Annotated in this window: 14 protein-coding genes and 2 pseudogenes; 6 read left to right on the top strand and 10 right to left on the bottom strand. The window is 47.7% G+C overall.

Translation table 11 applies throughout. The annotated features are described in order from the left end of the window. Positions 1 to 15: 15 nt before the first annotated feature. The 3 genes and pseudogenes from prmA to ICN24_RS02350 all read left to right on the top strand — a co-directional run. A pseudogene (prmA, locus tag ICN24_RS10325) lies at positions 16 to 936 on the top strand (50S ribosomal protein L11 methyltransferase); the annotation flags it as partial. 81 nt (positions 937 to 1,017) lie between these two features. After that, positions 1,018 to 1,536: a DUF3426 domain-containing protein gene (locus tag ICN24_RS10320; RefSeq protein ID WP_255532585.1), complete on the top strand. Its 519-nt coding sequence runs from the start codon at positions 1,018 to 1,020 to the stop codon at positions 1,534 to 1,536. A 38-nt stretch (positions 1,537 to 1,574) separates the two neighbouring features. Then, on the top strand, positions 1,575 to 2,534 hold the full coding sequence (locus ICN24_RS02350; RefSeq protein WP_216221082.1) for a carbohydrate kinase family protein: 960 nt from the start codon (positions 1,575 to 1,577) through the stop codon (positions 2,532 to 2,534). Between the two features lie 181 nt (positions 2,535 to 2,715). Here ICN24_RS02350 and ICN24_RS02345 read toward each other — a convergent pair whose 3' ends face one another. The 5 genes from ICN24_RS02345 to ICN24_RS02325 all read right to left on the bottom strand — a co-directional run bounded on the left by ICN24_RS02345 (position 2,716) and on the right by ICN24_RS02325 (position 9,379). Next, the gene (locus ICN24_RS02345) at positions 2,716 to 3,024 is read right to left on the bottom strand and encodes a hypothetical protein (RefSeq protein WP_255532534.1); all 309 of its coding nucleotides are present in this window, start codon (positions 3,022 to 3,024) and stop codon (positions 2,716 to 2,718) included. Between the two features lie 331 nt (positions 3,025 to 3,355). Next, positions 3,356 to 4,534, bottom strand: coding sequence for a ribonucleotide-diphosphate reductase subunit beta (locus ICN24_RS02340; RefSeq protein WP_216221081.1), 1,179 nt, complete (start codon positions 4,532 to 4,534; stop codon positions 3,356 to 3,358). 45 nt (positions 4,535 to 4,579) lie between these two features. Next, the gene (locus ICN24_RS02335; RefSeq protein WP_370623108.1) at positions 4,580 to 7,504 is read right to left on the bottom strand and encodes a ribonucleoside-diphosphate reductase subunit alpha; all 2,925 of its coding nucleotides are present in this window, start codon (positions 7,502 to 7,504) and stop codon (positions 4,580 to 4,582) included. Positions 7,505 to 7,834: 330 nt separating this feature from the next. Then, positions 7,835 to 8,644, bottom strand: coding sequence for a 1,6-anhydro-N-acetylmuramyl-L-alanine amidase AmpD (gene ampD / locus ICN24_RS02330; protein ID WP_255532533.1), 810 nt, complete (start codon positions 8,642 to 8,644; stop codon positions 7,835 to 7,837). Between the two features lie 3 nt (positions 8,645 to 8,647). Further along, entirely contained in the window at positions 8,648 to 9,379 is a 732-nt protein-coding gene (locus ICN24_RS02325) for an inner membrane protein YpjD (protein WP_255532532.1), read from the bottom strand. A gap of 137 nt (positions 9,380 to 9,516) precedes the next feature. Between ICN24_RS02325 and ffh the strand changes: the two genes are divergently transcribed. After that, the gene (gene ffh, locus ICN24_RS02320; RefSeq protein ID WP_216221077.1) at positions 9,517 to 10,899 is read left to right on the top strand and encodes a signal recognition particle protein; all 1,383 of its coding nucleotides are present in this window, start codon (positions 9,517 to 9,519) and stop codon (positions 10,897 to 10,899) included. Positions 10,900 to 10,915: 16 nt separating this feature from the next. Here the strand turns inward: ffh and ICN24_RS02315 are convergent, their stop codons facing one another. Then, a complete protein-coding gene (locus ICN24_RS02315) occupies positions 10,916 to 12,658 on the bottom strand; it encodes a proline--tRNA ligase (protein ID WP_216221075.1) in 1,743 nt (580 codons plus the stop codon). A gap of 48 nt (positions 12,659 to 12,706) precedes the next feature. Here ICN24_RS02315 and ICN24_RS02310 point away from each other — a divergent pair, with 48 nt between their 5' ends. Together ICN24_RS02310 and ICN24_RS02305 are read left to right on the top strand one after the other, a co-directional pair. Next, positions 12,707 to 13,306, top strand: a complete 600-nt coding sequence (locus tag ICN24_RS02310; protein ID WP_216221073.1) for an RNA pyrophosphohydrolase — start codon at positions 12,707 to 12,709, stop codon at positions 13,304 to 13,306. Position 13,307: 1 nt separating this feature from the next. Then, a complete protein-coding gene (locus ICN24_RS02305) occupies positions 13,308 to 13,877 on the top strand; it encodes a CNP1-like family protein (RefSeq protein WP_216221072.1) in 570 nt (189 codons plus the stop codon). A gap of 36 nt (positions 13,878 to 13,913) precedes the next feature. On the opposite strand, the pseudogene proB reads toward ICN24_RS02305, so the two are convergent. The 4 genes and pseudogenes from proB to rplU all read right to left on the bottom strand — a co-directional run. Next, positions 13,914 to 14,687, bottom strand: a pseudogene (gene proB / locus ICN24_RS02300) (glutamate 5-kinase); the annotation flags it as partial. 24 nt (positions 14,688 to 14,711) lie between these two features. Next, on the bottom strand, positions 14,712 to 15,800 hold the full coding sequence (obgE, locus tag ICN24_RS02295; protein ID WP_216221068.1) for a GTPase ObgE: 1,089 nt from the start codon (positions 15,798 to 15,800) through the stop codon (positions 14,712 to 14,714). Between the two features lie 87 nt (positions 15,801 to 15,887). After that, positions 15,888 to 16,148, bottom strand: a complete 261-nt coding sequence (rpmA, locus tag ICN24_RS02290; protein ID WP_011902041.1) for a 50S ribosomal protein L27 — start codon at positions 16,146 to 16,148, stop codon at positions 15,888 to 15,890. A gap of 19 nt (positions 16,149 to 16,167) precedes the next feature. Continuing rightward, a complete protein-coding gene (gene rplU / locus ICN24_RS02285) occupies positions 16,168 to 16,479 on the bottom strand; it encodes a 50S ribosomal protein L21 (RefSeq protein WP_011902040.1) in 312 nt (103 codons plus the stop codon). Positions 16,480 to 16,485: the final 6 nt, after the last annotated feature.

The following is a 16,485-nucleotide window of genomic DNA, read 5'->3' as shown; positions in this document are numbered from 1 at the left end:
TGATGCGAGTACCCCATGTCCTATCGTGAACTCGTATTCACGGTAGCTGCTGAAACTGCCGAACCTCTGGGTGATGCCTTACTCGAATTAGGCGCACTCTCTGTTACGGTGGAAGATGACGCAGCTGGTGGCTATGATGAAAATCCGTTATACGGAGAGCCCGGCCTTTCTCCCGAAGTGCAAGCATGGGATCGCTCAGCGGTTACCGCCTTATTCAATCCAGAGATAGATGCTTCAGGAAGCGCCAACTTTATTCCAGAACTGCTTTCTGCTCTCAAGGAATCTGGCTTTAACTTGGCGCCACCCCAAGAAAAAACGGTTGAAGAGCAAGATTGGGTAAGGCTGACGCAAAGTCAATTTGCTCCCATTCAGATTGGTAAACGCATCTGGGTAGTGCCCTCATGGCACGATGCTCCAACCGATCCCAATGCTATTTGCTTGGCTGTGGATCCGGGATTAGCGTTTGGCACCGGTAGCCACCCCACTACACATCTATGTCTACTTTGGCTTGAAGAGCACACCAATTTAACAAATCAAAGTTTGCTCGATTACGGTTGTGGTTCAGGTATTTTGGCAATTGCTGCCGCAAAACTGGGTTGCAATCCTGTAGTTGGCACTGATATTGACCCTCAAGCAATGGTTGCTGCCCGAAGTAACGCAGAAATCAACAACACCATCATTCGCTTTGTTCTGCCGACCGAAGGGGCGCCCGAACTTGCAGCCGAAACCAAATATGACATCGTGATGGCCAATATTTTGGCCAATCCTCTTCAAGTGCTTGCTCCAGCACTGGTCAACAAGATGCGCCCTGGTGGTCAAATTGTTTTATCTGGCGTGCTTGCAAGACAAGCAGAGGAAGTTATTGCCACTTACAGCCAATGGCTCACACTCTCAGTTTGGAAGGAAAGTGAAGGCTGGGTTTGCTTACATGGCACCCTAACAGCAGAAAAACAAACTGCTTTTGCTGCACCTGCTCAAAAAAAAAGTCTTAAATTCCTCGCCCTGACCGGCCTCCTTTTGATCTTGCTTGTCTTTGGTGAGCACCTTTCTCGCAACACCTTGCTTCCGGCACTCGCGCCACGGGTTGATGGCAGCTCCTCTGTCGTTGCTGTAAAAGCATTTGCACTGCTGCAAGCGATTGATCAAAAATTATGTAAGGCGCTAGGCTGCTTTAATCGCTCTGTGAGCGATTTTTCTGCATGGAAAATAACTTCAGCTACTCTATCGCCCGAAAGCGCGCGAGAAGGCCTTAAAAGCGCTGCAAATCAATCTATGCTGCAAGTTGAAATACAAAATAGACTTGCTGTTCCAGTTTTGCTCCCTAATTTAGAAGTTTCTCTCACGGATGCTGAAGAAGCAGAAGTGAAGTTGATTCAATTTGAGCCACAAGAATGGCTACCGAATACCTGGCAAGCAGCGCATCCCGATTTTTCAAAACTGGGTGCACCTGCCGGAGAAATCATCCAAGTAGAGCTCCCCATTGTCTTGCCGCCCAATGCTGCAGGGTATCGTGTGCACGTTCTCTACCCTCAATAATCCTTTTTGACCACCCCCACCCTCTTAGAAAGTAATTTATGGCTAGCTTGATCTGCGGCTCTATCGCTTACGACACCATCATGAACTTTGAAGGCAAATTTGCCGATCAAATTCTGCCCGAGCAGATTCATATATTGAATGTAGCCTTCTTGGTCCCCACCATGCGCCGTGAATTTGGAGGTTGCGCTGGCAATATTGCGTACAACCTCAACTTGCTAGGGGGAGATCCGATCATCATGGCAACGGTTGGCGGGGATGCTGCACCGTACTTGAATCGACTCAAGGACCTCAAGATCGATGCAAGCCATATTCGACAAATTGATCATGCGTTTACTGCACAGGCCATGATCACCACCGACCAGGCAAACAATCAAATCACCGCATTCCACCCTGGTGCAATGGGCGAATCGCACCTTAATCAAGTGGCCGCAGTAGTGACTGAGCGCAGCAAAAATGGAAAAGGGGCGGCTAAATTTGGCATCGTTGCCCCGGATGGACGTCAAGGCATGTGGGAGCACTGCCACCAACTGGCTGAAGCGAATATCCCATTTATTTTTGATCCAGGCCAAGGTCTTCCCATGTTTAATGGCCCGGAATTATTGGAATTAGTCGATATCGCTAGCTATTTGGCAGTGAATGACTATGAAGGAGAAATGCTTTCACAAAGAACGGGGCTGAGCTTGGCAAAAGTTGCTGAACGTGTCAAAGCCTTGATTGTGACTAAAGGCGCAGAGGGGGCAGATATCTATAGCGACGGCAAATGCATCTCCATTCCGCCGGTACCGGCAGCCAAAGTAGTTGATCCAACCGGTTGTGGCGATGCCTTCCGCGGCGGATTGCTATTCGGATTGGAAAACGGCATGGATTGGGAAACTACCGGTCGTCTAGCGAGCTTGCTGGGCTCAATCAAGATCACCCATCAGGGACCACAAAATCATCAATTGAGCAAAGCACAGATCGCCGAACAGTTTAAAACTGCATTTGGCTTTAGCTTCTGAGCATTTCAAAACGATAGGCAATAAAAAAGGGGTCTCGTGAGAGACCCCTTCTAGTAACACCCGTCCAATTAAGGACGTGTGCCAGTTGGGAAGGGCCAAGCAGCGGCGGATGTTGCTAGTGCAGCTTTCTTAGCCGCGGGCTTTTTTACAGCAGAGCCCGCTTTCTTCGCAGCAGGCTTACTTACTTTTTTTTTGCTACGCGCTTTTTTGCTACGCGCTTAACTGCTTTTTTAGCAGCTGGCTTTTTAGCAGCAGCTTTTTTAGCAGCAGGACGCTTCTTAGCTACTTTTTTAGCAGCTGGCTTTTTAGCAGCAGCTTTTTTAGCAGCAGGACGCTTCTTAGCTACTTTTTTAGCAGCTGGCTTTTTAGCAGCAGCTTTTTTAGCAGCAGGACGCTTCTTAGCTACTTTTTTAGCAGCTGGTTTCTTTGCAGCTACTTTTTTCTTAGCAGCTGGTTTCTTTGCAGCAGGTTTTTTCTTGGCGATTGCCATAGTATTGCTCCTTCACGTGAGGATTAGTACAAACTACATTAAGAAGACCCGACCACTCATTTCCGCGGGGTTTTGCAACCTTTTGGATCTGGCGAGCGAGCCATTCATCGGCGCGCGGCTTGAAGCTAAGTGCTGCACGCTAATGAATCCTGGAAAAAAAGCCGTGGCCCCGAAGGACAACGGCTTCTTAAATGTGCTGGAAAAAATAGAGAGAATAGCCCAGGCACCCTTGAGCAAGGGTTTTCGGATTTGAGTCTGTTTTTGCTGACTACTTAAACTATCCAACCGTCTAATCTCCTATTTAGCCGGCTATGCGCTTACTTACTGCTAACTACTCCCAACTTAGCGCACCGCCAGTTTGATACTCAATAACGCGTGTCTCAAAAAAGTTTCTTTCTTTTTTCAGATCAATCATTTCTGACATCCATGGAAATGGATTCTCTTCATTTGGGAACATCGCGTCAAGTCCTATTTGCAAACATCTGCGATTACAGATGTATCTTAGGTACCCTTTGAACATCGGAGCGTTCAATCCGAGCACTCCACGAGGCATCGTATCTTCGGCATAACGGTACTCTAATTCGACCGCTTTTTCGAAGATCGATTTGATCTCGTCTTTGAACGCGGAAGTCCATAACTGCGGGTTCTCCAGCTTGATTTGGTTAATTAAATCGATGCCAAAATTGCAGTGCATTGACTCGTCGCGAAGGATGTATTGATACTGCTCGGCAGCACCCGTCATTTTGTTTTGACGACCCATCGCAAGTATTTGCGTAAAACCAACATAAAAGAACAAACCTTCCATTACGCAAGCAAAAACAATCAGTGAACGGAGCAATGTTTGGTCGGCTTCTAAGGTGCCAGTCTTGAAATTTGGATTGGTTAGGACGTCAATATAAGGAATCAAGAACTCATCTTTAGCGCGAATCGAGTCAATCTCGTGGTACGCATTGAAGATTTCGGACTGATCTAAACCCAAAGATTCCACAATATATTGGTATGCATGGGTGTGAATTGCCTCTTCAAAAGCCTGGCGCAATAGGTATTGGCGGCATTCTGGAGCAGTAATGTGGCGATAAGTACCCAAAACAATGTTGTTCGCAGCTAAAGAGTCGGCTGTTGTAAAGAAACCAAGGTTGCGTTTAATAATGCGACGCTCGTCTTCTGTCAGGCCATTAGGATCTTTCCAAAGCGCAATATCGCGGTTCATATTGATCTCTTGTGGCATCCAGTGGTTTGCACAACCAGCCAAATATTTCTCCCAAGCCCACTTATATTTAAATGGAACTAACTGATTAACGTCAGTCTTGGCATTAATCACGCGCTTGTCAGCAGCATTTACCCGCAAAGCTGCACCACCAGACAAACTGGCAGCAGCTACAGGCGCAGCAGTTTGAGGCGCCATCGCCACTTGATCTGGCTGTGGACGTTGTGGCTCCACTGCAACCGGCTGCGGTGCAAGACCAGCTTTCGCTAGTGCTGGAGCAACTTCCTCTTCCCAATTCAACATAACTTTCTCCTAATTTCTTTTATTTATGGCCAATAAGCGAATGGCTTATTGGCATGCTTCACATTCTTCAAATCCAGCATCACCTGGGCGCATTGTGCAAACTGGACCATCTGCTTCAACGCCGCCAGCTGGACCAGCGGCCGCTGCATCGGTACCGTTTACGCCACCGCCACTGGAAACCGCGTTCAATTGGCCGCTAGCAACCGTAGATTTCTCAACGTGAGTTGCAGCCATAGTGCGGAGGTAATACGTGGTTTTGAGACCGCGCAACCAAGCCAACTTATAAGTGTCGTCCAATTTCTTGCCAGATGCACCAGCCATGTAAATATTCAATGACTGAGCTTGATCAATCCACTTCTGACGACGGGAGGCCGCCTCAACCAACCAGCTTGGCTCGACTTCAAAGGCAGTCGCATACAAATCACGCAAATCTTGCGGAATGCGATCAATTTTGGACAAAGTACCGTCAAAGTACTTCAAGTCAGCAATCATTACTTCATCCCATAAGCCGCGATCTTTCAAATCACGGACCAAATACTCATTCACCACCGTGAACTCGCCAGAAAGATTCGATTTCACGAATAAGTTCTGGAATGTTGGCTCGATACAAGCAGAAACGCCAATAATGTTGGAAATAGTTGCTGTAGGTGCAATCGCTACGCAATTGGAGTTACGCATGCCGTGCTGCTTAATACGGGCACGCAAGCTATTCCAATCCATAGTGGATGAGCTGTCTACTTCCAGGTATCCACCACGCTCAGCAGCCAATAAAGCAACTGAGTCCTGTGGCAGGATGCCGCGATCCCACAGGGAACCCTTATAGGTACTGTAAACACCGCGCTCTTCAGCCAATTCATTAGAAGCTTGATAGGCGTAGTAGCAAACTGCTTCCATAGAAGAATCAGCAAATTTCACAGCTTCATCGCTAGCGTAAGGAATACGTTGCATATGCAAGCAGTCCTGGAAGCCCATGATGCCCATACCAACTGGACGGTGCTTGAGGTTTGAGTTACGTGCTTTAGCAACTGCGTAGTAGTTGATATCGATCACGTTATCGAGCATGCGCATTGCAGTGCGCACAGTTCTTTGTAACTTCTCATGATCCAAAACCAATTTACCGTTTGCATCAGTAGTCATGTGAGCAGTTAAGTTCACAGAACCCAAGTTACAAACTGCAATCTCGTCTTCGTTTGTATTGAGAGTGATCTCAGTACATAAGTTAGAAGAGTGAACAACGCCGATGTGCTGTTGCGGGCTACGGATGTTGCAAGGATCTTTGAAAGTAATCCATGGGTGGCCTGTTTCAAACAACATGCCGAGCATCTTGCGCCACAATTGCTGCGCTGGAATTCTGCGGAACGGCTTGAGCTCACCACGATCTGCCTTTTGCTCATAAGCAACATAAGCAGCTTCGAAATCCTTACCAAACTTGTCATGTAAATCCGGTGTATTGGAAGGTGAGAACAAGGTCCAGTCACCGTTTTCCATAACGCGCTTCATGAACAAGTCAGGAATCCAGTTAGAGGTATTCATGTCATGGGTACGGCGACGGTCATCACCAGTGTTCTTGCGCAACTCCAAGAACTCTTCGATATCTAAGTGCCAAGTTTCTAAGTAGGCGCATACCGCACCCTTACGCTTACCACCTTGGTTTACTGCAACGGCAGTGTCATTGACCACTTTGAGGAAAGGCACAACACCTTGTGACTTACCGTTAGTGCCTTTGATATGGCTGCCTAATGCACGAACATTAGTCCAGTCATTACCCAAGCCGCCAGCAAACTTAGACAACAGAGCATTTTCTTTCAACGCTTCGTAAATGCCATCCAGATCATCTTCAACTGTGGTCAAGTAGCAGCTAGAGAGCTGTGGACGAGTTGTTGCTGAATTAAACAGTGTTGGGGTACTGGACATGAAATCAAATGTAGAGAGGATTTCATAGAACTCAATTGCACGACGCTCACGGTCCAACTCGTTCAAAGCTAAGCCCATTGCAACGCGCATAAAGAATGCTTGTGGCATTTCAATACGACGGTCTTCAATGTGCAAGAAATAGCGGTCATACAAAGTTTGTAAACCGAGGTAGTTGAACTGCAAGTCACGGCTTGCGTTTAGAGCAGCGGCCAAGCGTGGCAAGTCAAACTCACGCATACGTGGATCTAACAATTCTGCAGAAATACCTTCATTGATGTACTTCGCGAAATAAGTGCTGTACTCCGCTTGCATATCGCCTTGCAATACTTCCTTACCCAAGATCTCTTTACGAATCACGTGCATCAGGATGCGAGCAGTTACTTGGCTGTATGCAGGATCTTTTTCAATCAAAGTACGGGAAGCCAAAATAGCTGAGTCATAGACTTGTGCCATTGGTACACCGTCATACAAATTCTTAATAGTTTCAGTGATGATGGGTGTGGCATCAATGTGATTGCCCAAGCCTTCGCAAGCTGCCTCAATGACAGTACGCAAAGCGGCCATGTCGAGCCACTTTTCAACGCCGTTATCGGTGACTTTGATGCCAGATTCAGCGGCCTGATTAGCAGATTGTGCTTCTTGGGAAACCTCTTGCTGGGCGGCTCGCTCCTGATTACGCTTTTCGCGGTAAAGAACATAAGCGCGGGCAACGTTGTGCTCACCGCTGCGCATCAAAGCCAATTCAACCTGATCTTGAATATCTTCAATGTGGAATGTTCCACCATTTGGGCGGCTACGCAGTAAAGCGCGCACCACTGAGTGAGTGAGTTGCTCAACTTGTTCACGCACGCGCGCAGATGCAGCACCTTGGCCACCATTAACTGCTAAAAATGCTTTCGTTACGGCAATGGCAATCTTGGATGGCTCAAATGCCACCACTGAGCCGTTCCGGCGAATAATTTTGTAATCAGACAATTGAGTTGCCTGAGTACCACCAACACCACCAGCTACAAAGCTGGCAGAAGGGGCTTGATTGACTGCCCCTGCAGGGCTCATTCCTGGGTTATTTACTCCAGGTGCTTGGCCTGCTGTCTGTGGATTAGCGTATGTCATGTTGCTCCTGCTCTTATATATAGTTATTTGGACAAAAAATCGTTAAAAAACAATGGGGTATTGCTAGATTCAAACACTACATCTAGTGTTTCGAAGCGCATTAGGCACTAAGTATAGGGAAATATTGAGTCTTTGGTAAGCTTTTTCTGGCAAAAACTTATAAGTATTTTTACTAAGTAATTCAGTAATTTGGGAGTCATTTTGGTGCGTAATTTTTAGCCCTTTTTAGGTAAAGGCTAACAAAGTAAGCGTACGCTCACATACAAAAAAAGATTAGCGCGAAGTCAGCCCGTAAGGCAGTTTTTCAGAAGAAATTCCTGTCTCTTTTTGGAACTTTTTCCAATCAAAAAAGATTCCAGGATCTGTTTTTCGGTTGGGTGCAATGTCACTATGGCCAGCAAACTGGAGTGGGGAATAATTTCCCTCCAATATCTTTACCAAATTTGCCAATGCCTGGTATTGCGCCTCCTCAAAAGCTGACTCTCCATCGCCCTCCAACTCAATGCCAATAGAGAAGTCATTGCATTTTTCTCTGCCCAGAAATGAAGACAGGCCAGCATGCCATGCCTTATTTTGCGTAGAAACAAACTGAATCAATCTCCCAGACCGGGTAATTAAAAAGTGACTTGATACTTGTTGTCCGGCGATCTCTGCAAAATAGGGGTGAGCGCCAGGATCCAAATGATTTTGGAAAAAATCAACGATGTACCGACTAGACTCTTGATACTTAAATTCGCCTGGCGGCAGGCTGATGTGATGAATCACCACCACATCTGGTCTCACACCCTCGGGTCGAGCGTCGTAATTAGGAGATAAGCGCCACGCAGCATTGCCCACCCAACCCTGCTCATCCAAACTCTGCAGATGCTCTTGTGAGCAATAAAAGCGAGCATCGTTAGCAATGGCTTCAGAGCTAGGAAGATGGACTTTGCAGTGATGGCATTGCACCACTGGCTCAGGCTCTAGAGCCTTTTGGGGGCTGGGCTCTGGGGCTTTTTTTAAAGTCTCTTTAGACCGCTTTTGCAGCTGAAGCCAACGATAGAAAAAATATCCGAGCGCGAATAATAAAAGCCACTTAAACAAGGGTCATACCCTCTGCAAAATGACTTCTAAAACAAAACGGCTGCCAACATAGGCTAATAGCAGCGCAGTGTATGCACTGAGCACCCATCGAATTGCAGCACGGCCACGCAGGCCAACGCGCCAACGCGCCAATAAGAGTCCAGCAAATAAAAACCAAGAAACCAGCGCAAAGATGGTCTTATGATCAAACACCAAAGGCTTACCAAACAGAGTTTGCGAAAACAACAAGCCGGAAAATACGGTCAGACTCAGGAGCGCAAAACCAACATAGAGCAAATTAAACAACAGGCTTTCCATTGTCATCAATGGTGGCAAATCCTCTAACCAGTGAGCCACGCGACTATTAGGAACAATAGCGAGCTGGCGGTGCAGTGCACGGTCTTGTACGCTCATCAACATCGCATGCATCGCCGCCAGACTCAGCAAGCCAACAGCAATTGTTGCGACGATAAAGTGCCCCTTAAACCAAGGATCCGATACCGCTTTAGGTGAAATCAATGTGCCAGGAAAAAGACTTGGCAACAAAGAACAGATCAAGGCAAAGAGGACAGCAAGCCAACGCAGACTAGAAATTGGCAAAAACCAAGACTGAAACCAATAAAAAGCTAAGCCAACCCAAGCAATCAAAGACAAATCTTGGGCAAAACCAAATACAAAGCCTTGGGGAGTGAAGACGGACTCATGCAAATCAACCCCATGAATCACCAAAATCAGCAAAATGAAGATTTGTATCAAGCCTGAGGAGCTTGGTGACTCGACGCCACCCCTTGATCTCGCGCTCAAAAAGAGCAAAAGAAGCAAATAAAGTGCGGGAGGAAGTAATCCGTAACTTGAGTGACCTAAAATATCCATCTGGAAAGTCTAATCGATAAATGCTAGAAAACCTCACCGACCGCCTATCTCGTGTTGTTAAAACAATGCGGGGTCAAGCCCGCCTTACGGAAGCCAATACCGCAGAGATGCTGCGCGAGATCCGCTTGGCGCTCTTGGAGGCTGACGTAGCCCTACCAGTAGTCAAGTCTTTACTAGAACAAATTAAGTTTAAGGCGCTAGGCGAAGAGGTTGTCGGCAGCCTCAGCCCAGGCCAAGCACTTGTTGGCGTGGTGCAGCGCGAGTTAGCCCAGGTCATGATGGGTGACACCAATCAAAGTGGCGAACTCAACCTGGCGACACAGCCGCCTGCAGTGATTTTGATGGCGGGCCTACAAGGTGCAGGTAAAACTACTTCTGTCGGAAAACTGGCTAAATGGTTGCAGGAGAAAAAGAAAAAGAAAGTTCTGACGGTTTCTTGTGACGTATATCGCCCTGCCGCTATTGAGCAGTTAGAGACTGTGACAAAACAAGTGGGCGCAGAATTTTTCCCGAGTAATGTCAATCAAAAGCCGAATGACATTGCAGTAGCGGCCCTAGATTGGGCACGTCGTCATTATTTTGATGTTGTTCTGGTCGATACCGCAGGACGTCTAGGCATTGATGAAGCACTCATGCAAGAGATTAAAACCTTGCACGCCAGCCTCAATCCTATTGAGACCCTGTTTGTGGTGGATGCAATGCTCGGGCAGGATGCCGTCAACACGGCCAAAGCCTTCCATGAAGCATTACCGCTGACTGGCGTCATCCTTACCAAGTTAGACGGTGATTCCCGTGGTGGCGCAGCACTCTCTGTTCGCCAGGTAACCGGGGTGCCCCTGAAGTTTATTGGCGTTGCTGAAAAAATGGATGGCCTTGAGGCCTTCGATGCTGAGCGCATGGCAAACCGCATTCTGGGCATGGGCGACATTCTTGCCTTAGTAGAGCAAGCGCAACAACATGTAGATGTTGCAAAAGCAGAAAAATTAGCAAGCAAGATTTCTAAGGGCGGGTTTGATCTTGAAGATTTTCGTGATCAGCTCATGCAAATGCAAAAGATGGGTGGCATGGCCAGCTTAATGGATAAATTGCCTAGTCAAGTTGCACAAGCAGCATCCAAAGCAAACTTGAGTAACGCCGATAAACAAACCAAACGTATGCGCGGCATTATTGACAGCATGACACCGCGTGAGCGCAGCAAGCCAGAACTCCTAAAGGCTAGCCGCAAGCGACGCATCGCCGCTGGTGCAGGCGTAGAGGTACAAGAGGTCAATCGCTTGCTAGCTCAATTTGAGCAAATGCAAACCATGATGAAACAATTCAAAGGTGGAAAGATGGCGCGTACCATGGCCGCCATGGCCGCCAAAGGAGCCGCCAAAGGAATTGGCGGACTCTTCAAAAAATAAAACCGTTGGTAAAAACTTAGTTGACTGAACGCTTTGCTGTCTGAACGGCGGCGATCACAGCGTCTTTAATTTGCGCCAGCGGAATATTTTGTGACTCCGCATCAGTACGACCCTTAAACTCCACTTGAGAATCTGCCAATCCGCGATCTCCGATCACTACACGGAATGGCGCACCAATCAACTCCCAGTCAGCAAACATGGCACCAGGACGCTCATTGCGATCATCCAAAATGACGTCAATCCCAGCAGCTTGCAATTCCTCATGCAATTGATCGCATGCGGCCTTTACTGCCTCTGACTTTTCATAGCCCATTGGGCAGATGACCACCTCAAACGGCGCCATCGAAATAGGCCAGATGATGCCTTTATCGTCATGACCTTGTTCAATGGCAGCGCCAAGCAAGCGCGTTACACCAATGCCATAACAGCCCATCACCATCGGCTGCGCTTTACCCTGTTGATCCAAGTACGTACAACCCATTGCCTCTGAGTAACGAGTACCCAGTTGAAATACGTGACCCACTTCAATTCCGCGACAGATATCCACTACGCCCTTGCCATCAGGAGAAGGATCACCGATGACGGCATTACGAATATCCATTACTAATGGTTCAGGTAAATCGCGCGCCCAATTAACACCAGTCAGGTGGTGACCAGCATCATTTGCGCCGCAGACAAAATCAGACATATTGGCAACGGTACGATCGGCCACCACGGTTACATCAGCACTAACACCTACAGGCCCGAGATAACCAGCGGGAGCATTACAGGCTTGTTTAATTTCTGCTTCAGTTGCAAAACGAGATTCCGCCATTCCGGGTATCTTGCTTGCCTTCACTTCATTCAATTCGTGATCACCACGTACCAACAACATAAAGAGTTTCGCTGGTCCATTTTCTTGGTCGGCAGCAAACAATAAGGACTTCACAGTCTTTTCAAGTGGAATGTTGAGGAACTTAGCAACGTCAGCACAATTGGTTTGATCTGGCGTTGGAACTTTAGCCATTGTCTGGCTTGCAGCAGCACGGGCGGCAATCAAGGCCAAGGACTCGGCAGCCTCTAAATTCGCTGCGTAATCGGAACTGGGGCAATACACAATCGCATCTTCGCCGGTATCGGCAATCACATGAAACTCCTGAGAGCCAGAGCCACCAATAGCACCATTATCAGCAGTGACTGCACGGAACTGCAGTCCCATGCGCTTAAAGATACGGGTATACGCATCAAACATGATTTGGTATGACTTTTTCAGACCTTCAGCATCACGATCGAATGAGTACGCATCTTTCATGCTGAATTCGCGGCCACGCATGATGCCAAAGCGCGGACGACGCTCATCACGGAACTTCGTTTGAATTTGATAAAAATTGACTGGCAATTGTTTATAGCTCTTGATTTCATTACGAGCTAAATCGGTAATGACTTCTTCTGAGGTTGGCTGAATTAAAAAGTCGCGATCATGGCGATCCTTAATACGTAACAACTCAGGACCCATCTTTTCCCAACGACCGGTTTCTTGCCACAATTCGGCAGGCTGAATCATTGGCATCAACAACTCAATTGCGCCAGCACGACTCATTTCTTCGCGGATGATGTTTTCCACCTTGCGAATGACCTTCAGACCAAGTGGCAAATAGTTATAAACACCAGCACTCAGCTTGCGGATTAAACCAGCGCGCACCATGAGTTTGTGCGAGACCACCTCTGCGTCAGAGGGGGCTTCTTTGAGCGTGGCGAGAAATGATTGTGATGCTTTCATGTATGGATATAATCAAATCATTGATTTTAAAGGATTTGGGGCACGATCATGCTTGACCGTGAAGGGTATAGACCCAATGTCGGCATTGTCCTCCTTAACAGCCGTAACGAGGTTTTCTGGGGAAAACGCGTTGGGCAGCATTCGTGGCAGTTCCCACAGGGTGGGATTGCTCATGGCGAAAGCCCTGAGCAGGCAATGTACCGCGAATTGCATGAAGAGGTAGGCTTGCTGCCGGAACATGTCCAAATTATTGGACGGACCAGGGACTGGCTTCGCTACGACGTCCCTGAGGAATATTTACGCCGGCAACACGCCACCCGCGTTCATCGGGCCGCATACCGTGGCCAAAAACAAATCTGGTTTCTTCTGCGTATGGTTGGTCTTGATAGCGATATTCAATTGAGGGCAACTGAGCATCCCGAGTTTGATGCCTGGCGTTGGGTACCCTTCTGGATTCAATTGGATGCGGTGATTGGATTTAAACGTGAGGTTTACCAACTGGCATTGTCTGAACTTGCCCGCTACCTATCCAAAGGAGTGCGCATGCAACAGCTCGCTTGGGGCTCTCCACTAGATTTATTGCAATCTTTCTACCCCAAAGCAGAAGAGAACCCCAAAGAATCCTCCAAATCGGATAAGCCAAAATAATATGAACTCACACCTGCATCAATTTCGTCGTTACACCATTTGCGCTGCAATGACGGGCATGCTGTTTGCTTGCGCAGGAGACCCAATAGAGAGTGGCTTAGATCCATTTGCACCAATGGTGTTTAAGGAAGGGACAACGACAATGCCCCTCAATCCACCCAATCCGTCTAAGCTACTACCCTTCTATGTATCACAACACACGGTCTTTAAGTTTGCAATTGACACAGACTCCATTCTGATTGGCGCCGATGGTGTGACGCGCTATATCGTCGTTCTTACCAGTCCCAATGGCAGCCAACAGGCGCAGTACGAGGGTATTCGTTGCGATTCATTTCAGTGGAGACTCTATGGAACACTTGAAAATAGCGCCTGGAGAGAAAACCCTCTCTCTACTTGGAAAACAATTCAGAGCAATGTTCCCAACCGCTACCAAGCCTCTTTAGCGCAAGGAGCAATTTGCAATTTTGATACTCAAGTAAAAGACGTCAACACGATTTTGAAGTCTCTTAATCCGAATGCCTTTACTGGCGGTAGTCAGCCTAGCAATTCATTTGGCATTATTGCCAACTAAAGTCGGGGCTTATCGGTTTTAATGGGTCGCTGGCGGCACTAAACAAGTACCGATCTTTTCGCCTGCCAATAGGCGAGTTAAAACCTGTGGTTCACGTCCAGAAGCAATCACCGTAGATGCCCCGGTTTGCACAGCAATTTTGGCAGCGAGCACCTTAGTCAACATCCCGCCTTTGCTCAGCTCGCTAGCTGCTCCCCCGGCCATTTTTTCTAAGGCAGGATCACCGGCTACCGCCTGGGTCAACAAAGTAGCATCTGGGTTATTGCGAGGATCTGCAGTGAATAATCCACCTTGATCCGTCAAGATAATGAGTAAATCCGCATGAACCAAATTGGTTACTAAGGCGGCCAGGCTATCGTTATCACCAAACTTAATCTCATCGGTGACCACGGTATCGTTCTCATTGATGATGGGAACAACTCCCAACTTCAAGAGAGTATCTAAAGTTGCTTTGGCATTAGCATTGCGCTCGGCGTGCGCCAGGTCTGCGTTAGTCAACAAAATCTGGGCACTGCGTAAATTAAAGCGCGCAAAACAACTTTCATATACCTGAACCAAGCCCATCTGCCCCACTGCGGCGGCAGCTTGGAGTTGATGAATTTCTTGGGGGCGCTTAGCCCAACCCAATCGCTGCATACCCTCAGCAATTGCGCCTGAGCTCACCATCAATACTTCATGGCCCGCCTTTAATAAATCCGCAATTTGCTCTGCCCAAAGCGCAATGGCAGCATGGTCCAAGCCTTCACCGTTATTGGTGACCAGACTAGAACCTACTTTGACAACGATCCGTTTAGTGTTTTTAAGACTCATAAAAAGAGGCGCTCAATCGATACTTTAATCGGGGGTTTTATCTTCAGCTTGATCTTGGTAACGCGGATCTGCAGCACGCTCTTCAGCGTCATCTCGATCACGACGTACGGAATCTAAATAATCCTGAAGTGAGTAGCAAAGCTTATCGCAACCGAGTCCCGTTAAAGCGGAAATTTCAAATACAGGGCCTTTCCACTTAAACCGCTTTACAAAGTCAGCGACAACCTTTTTGCGATCCTCTTCCGGAATCATATCGACCTTGTTTAAAACCAACCAACGTGGCTTTTCTACCAAGGCTTCATCGTATTTGCGCAACTCATTCACAATGGCATTTGCTTCTGCGACAGGGTCGACATTCTCATCAAATGGAGCAAGATCGACTAAATGCAACAGTACGCCGGTACGCTGTAAGTGACGTAAGAAACGATGACCCAAACCCGCGCCCTCAGCCGCACCCTCGATTAGCCCTGGAATATCAGCAATCACAAAGCTACGCTCATTACCCACACGCACCACACCTAAATTCGGATGCAAGGTAGTAAATGGGTAATCGGCAATCTTTGGACGCGCATTGGAAACTGCAGTGATCAAGGTGGATTTGCCTGCATTGGGCATACCCAGCAAACCAACATCAGCCAATACCTTGAGTTCCAACTTTAATTTACGTCGCTCACCAGGCTTACCGTTTGTCTTTTGACGTGGTGCACGATTCGTACTGCTCTTAAAGTGAATATTGCCCCAGCCACCAACACCACCTTGCGCCAAGCAAAGACGCTCGCCATGGGTAGTAAGGTCAGCAATAGGCTCACCAGTTTCGTAGTCAGAAATAATGGTTCCCACGGGCATTCGCAATTCGATATCGTCACCAGCGCGGCCATAGCAATCGGCACCACGACCTGGCTCACCATTTTTTGCGGTGTGGGTTTTTGCGTAGCGGTAATCAATCAGCGTATTGATGTTGCGATCAGCAGTAGCCCAAACACTTCCGCCTTTGCCGCCATCGCCGCCATCCGGTCCGCCAAATTCAATAAACTTTTCACGGCGCATAGAGGCGCTCCCGGCGCCACCCTGGCCGGCTATGACTTCAATGCGTGCTTCGTCTATAAATTTCATGAATAAAAAAGGCCTCGCTTAGCGAGGCCTGTTCCTAAGAGTTAAATTCGGAATAAATCTGAATCAAACGAGTCTCAGTCAGGCGCCTTATGAACGAGGCAAGACTGAAACTTGGGCCTTCTTCAAAGCACCCTTAACGCCGAATTCCACTTGGCCGTCAATTAAGGCGAACAAAGTGTGATCTTTACCAATACCAACGTTTGCGCCCGGATGAACACGTGTGCCACGTTGACGAATAATGATGCTGCCAGCATTAATATGCTCGCCGCCGAATACTTTAACGCCTAAGCGTTTCGATTCTGAGTCGCGGCCATTTCGTGTTGAGCCGCCGCCTTTTTTCTGTGCCATATCTTTCTCCTACCCTGAATTAGGCTTTAATCGTGTTGATCAAAATTTCAGTGAAATTCTGACGATGGCCTTGGTGCTTTTGATAATGCTTGCGACGGCGCATCTTAAAGATTGTCACTTTATCGTGACGTCCTTGGGAGACGACAGTGGCCATCACAGCTGCACCATTAACCAATGGATCACCTAATTTCAGTGAAGCGCCTTCGCCAACGGCGAGGACTTGGTCAAGAGTGATTTCGCTGCCGATTTCCGCTGGTATCTGTTCTATTTTCAATTTTTCGCCTGCAGCAACTTTATACTGTTTGCCACCGGTTTTTATGACCGCGTACATGGTTTG

The sequence above is a fragment of the Polynucleobacter sp. UK-Kesae-W10 genome, from assembly GCF_018881575.1.
Classification (GTDB): domain Bacteria; phylum Pseudomonadota; class Gammaproteobacteria; order Burkholderiales; family Burkholderiaceae; genus Polynucleobacter.
This window is presented reverse-complemented; position numbering and strand designations above follow the sequence as displayed.